2 protein-coding genes are annotated in these 3,549 nt (G+C 78.4%); both read right to left on the bottom strand.

What is annotated here, in order from left to right:
* Positions 1–225 precede the first annotated feature (225 nt).
* A complete protein-coding gene (locus E2C05_RS29885) occupies positions 226–2,880 on the bottom strand; it encodes an ATP-binding cassette domain-containing protein (RefSeq protein ID WP_133223258.1) in 2,655 nt (884 codons plus the stop codon).
* 152 nt (positions 2,881–3,032) lie between these two features.
* Positions 3,033–3,549: HlyD family efflux transporter periplasmic adaptor subunit (locus E2C05_RS29890; protein WP_158292465.1), on the bottom strand; the 517-nt coding region annotated here is incomplete at its 5' end.

Raw genomic sequence — 3,549 nt, forward strand, 5'->3', positions numbered from 1 at the left:
AGCTCCAGCAGCGCGGCGCCGAGGCGCTCGGGGCCCCAGACCAGCGCCTCCAGCGCCGGGTCCAGCCGCGGCGGCGCGCGGCCGGCGGGCGCGCCAGTCATCCTGGCACCGGCGGGCCAGGGAGCGGGCCAGGGAGCGGGCCAGGCAGCGGGCAGACCGGCCGCCGGCGCCTGGCAAGGGCCCGCGGCGCCGGATCGGGCGGCGGTCGGGCCACGGTACGGCCCATCACGGCGGCGCCCGCAGCACGCCATCGGCCAGGGTCAGCCGCCGCCACCCCGTCCCGGCCCAGGCATGCTCCAGCAGCGCCGCCTCCGCCTCCAGCAGGGCGCGGTAGCGGCCGGGCGCCGCGGCCAGGGCGACAGGCGCGCCGTCCTCCGCGATCCGGCCCTCCTCTACCACCAGAACGCGGTCGAACAGCCGCGTCTCTCCCACGTCATGGGTGACGCAGAGCAGGGTGAGGCCGCGCCAGCGCCGCAGCGCCTCGGCCAGCAGGGCGGCGCGGCGTGGCCGGTCGAGCCCGCGGAAGGGCTCGTCCAGCAGCACCAGGCGCAGGTCCTGCTGCAGCACGGCGCGGCCCAGCCGCACCCGCTGCCCCTCCCCGCCCGACAGCAGGCCGCCGCCCTCCCCCAGCCTGGCCTGCAGCCCGTCCGGCAGGCCGCGCAGCAGGTCGCGCAGCCGGGCCGCCTCGATCGCCTCGCCCAGCCGGTCCAGCCCGCCATCCGGCGTGGCATAGGCCAGGTTGTCCAGCAGGCTGCGGTTCCAGAGCTGGATGGCCGGGTCCACCCAGGCGGTGCGTTGCCGCAGCGCCGCCTGCGCGGCGGCGTCCAGCGGCGCACCGTCCAGCAGCAGGTTGCCCTCGGCCAGGCGATGCCAGCCCAGCACCAGGCCGAGCAGGCTGGACTTGCCGGCGCCGGAGGGGCCGACCACCGCCACATGCTCCCCGGGCGCGATGGCGAGGTCGAGGTCGCGCAGGATGACATGCCCGGCCGCCACCACGCGGCCGCCCTCGATGCGCAGCGCCGCCGGACCGGCCGGCGGCGCGGGCGGCGGGGTGTCCAACGCCTCCAGCGCCGCAAGCGGTTCCAGCAGCCGCGCCAGGGCGTTCTGCTGCGCCGGCAATTGCCGTGCCTGCGCCGCCAGGCCACGGCCGAGATCGGGCAGCTTCAGCACCCAGTAGACCAGCAGCAGGTCGCCGCCGGTCACCGTGCCGCTGCGGGCGAAATGCGTCCCCAGCAGCCCGGCCGCGAGGCCGAGGCAGAGCAGCGATTCCACCGCCTCGACGCCGAGGGCGAGGCGGGCGAGGCCGCGGCCGGCGCGCAGCCATTCCACCACCAGTGCCTCGTGCTGCCGCTGCACCGCGGCTTCGCCGCGATGCGCCCGGATGGGGAAGAGGCCGAGCAGCGCATCCAGCGCGAAGCCGGCCAGCGCGCCGAGATGCGCGCGCACCCGCAGGTCGCGTTCCCGCAGCAGCGGCTGCAGCAGCAGGGGCGACAGCAGCCCGGTGGCGGCGAGCGCCAGGGCGAAGCCGGCGCTGCCGGGGGCGAGCAGGATGACGCCCGCCGTGGTCAGCAGCAGCTCCGTCGCCATCTGCCAGGCATGCACGACGGTGCCCGGCACCAGCCGCGCGACATGCATGCCATGCCCGCGTTCCGCCATGTCGGAGATCGGCCGGCTCTGGAAGTAGCGGTCGGGCAGGCGCGGCAGCTTGCGCAGCAGGGCCATGCGCAACCGCAGCTCGAGATGCCGGCCGAGCCGCAGCGTCTCCGCCGCCACCGGCACCTGCAGCACCAGCAGCAGCGCGGCGAAGCACCCGAGGGCGAGCAGCGCCGCCAGGCGCTGGCCGCCCGGCGCCAGCAGCGCCGCCATGTCGAGCAGGGCGCGGAACAGCAGCGTCTCGACCAGCACGACGAGGGTGGCTGCAAGGACGGCGCCGGCCAGCGCCAGCGGCCGCGCCAGGCCATCCCCGCGGACCATGGCCCAGAGGCGGCGGAGCGGCGCCGGCGGCGCCTCGCGCAGCGCCGCCGCAAGCTCTTGCGGCAGCGGGGCGGCGTCCGCCGGCGCCGTCTCCCGCCGGCCGCGGATGCGGACCAGCGCCGCGCCATGCAGCAGCAGATGCTGGCATGCCGGATCGGTGGCGTCCGGGTCGGGCGTCACGCTCCAGTAGCCCGGCGGGATCGCCCGGAAGATGTCGCTGCCATGCGCCCGCGTCTCGGCGACCAGGGCGTGCAGCAGCCGCCGCGCCTCGCCGCCCGGCGCGATGCCCCCGGCATCCGCCAGCGCCTGCACCAGCCGCACCGCCGCGTCCAGCGCCGCGATGCCGAACCAGTCGGGATCCGCCAGCGCCGCGTCGCGTAGCGCCGCCCCGTCGCGGCCGCCGGCGCCGATCGCCGCCATCCGCTCGGTGAGCGGGGCGAGGAATTCCGCGCCACCCGCCCAGCCCCGCCAGGCGGCGGCGGGGACCGAGGCGCTGTGCCGATGCAGCGCCGCCCGCAGCCGCCGCCAGGGCACCCAGCGGCGGCCGCTGGCGGGGTCCATCACCTCCAGCCAGGGGCCGAGCCGGCGCCAGGCGACGACGAAATGCGTGCCGCCATCGGCCTGGCGCAGCACCAGCAGGCAGGGCAGCGCGGCGGCGCTGCGCAGCGGCAGGTGGTCGGGCGGCAGCATCACCTGCTCGGCCAGCAGGCCCAGGCGGTTCGCCACCGCCTCGATCGTGTCGATGGAGGTGCCGTCGACATCGGTCTGGCAGGCTTCGCGCAGCCGCCCATAGCTGGCGGGGATGCCGTGCCCCTGCAGCAGGCAGGCCAGCGCCGCCGGGCCGCAATCCATGGCGGAGGTCTGCACCACCTCCGGCGCCAGCCAGCGGCGACGGGCCGGCCGCATCCTAGGGGTCGCCCCGGTCGGCCGGCGTCATCGGTGCACCGGGGCGCCGGGAGGCCGGCCGGAGCCATGCCCCGCGCCGCGGCATGCCGGGCGCCCCGGCCCCGCGCGGCGGCGCCATCCCGGTCCTGCCCCGCGCGCCCAGCGCCATCGGCCTAGGGCGCCCGCGCCAGGGCCGCGCCGGCCTGGAAGGGCAGGCCGGGGGAGAGCAGCAGCCCGGCGGCGCGCAACGCCAGCAGGGCGGGGGCGGCCTGCTCCACCGCCACCTCCGCCTGGCCCGGCAGGCCATGCTGCAGCAGCGCCGCCGGGGCCGGCCCGGACGGCGCCATCTCCACGCGGATGCGGCCCTCCCGCAGCTCGCTCGCCACCCGCGTCACCTCGGCCGGAATGGTGCCGAATTGCGCCCAGGGGAAGCCGTCCAGCCGCAGCCGCGCCGCCTGCCCGGGGCGGATGCGGCCGAGCGCCGCGCCGGCGTCGAATTCGGCGATGATGGCCAGCGCGCCGGGCGGCACCACCGAGACCAGCCGCTGGCCTTCCGCGACCCAGGCGCCGGGATGCAGCGCGGCGGCGTCGCCGATGCGGCCGGCCACCGGCGCGCGGAGCCGAAGCCGGTCGATGCCGGCGGCCAGCCGCGCCGCGCCGGCCCGCAGCGCCGTCGCCTCGCCCTCCAGC

It is taken from the genome of Paracraurococcus ruber, assembly GCF_004353985.1.
In the GTDB taxonomy this organism is placed as follows: Bacteria; Pseudomonadota; Alphaproteobacteria; order Acetobacterales; family Acetobacteraceae; genus Paracraurococcus; species Paracraurococcus ruber.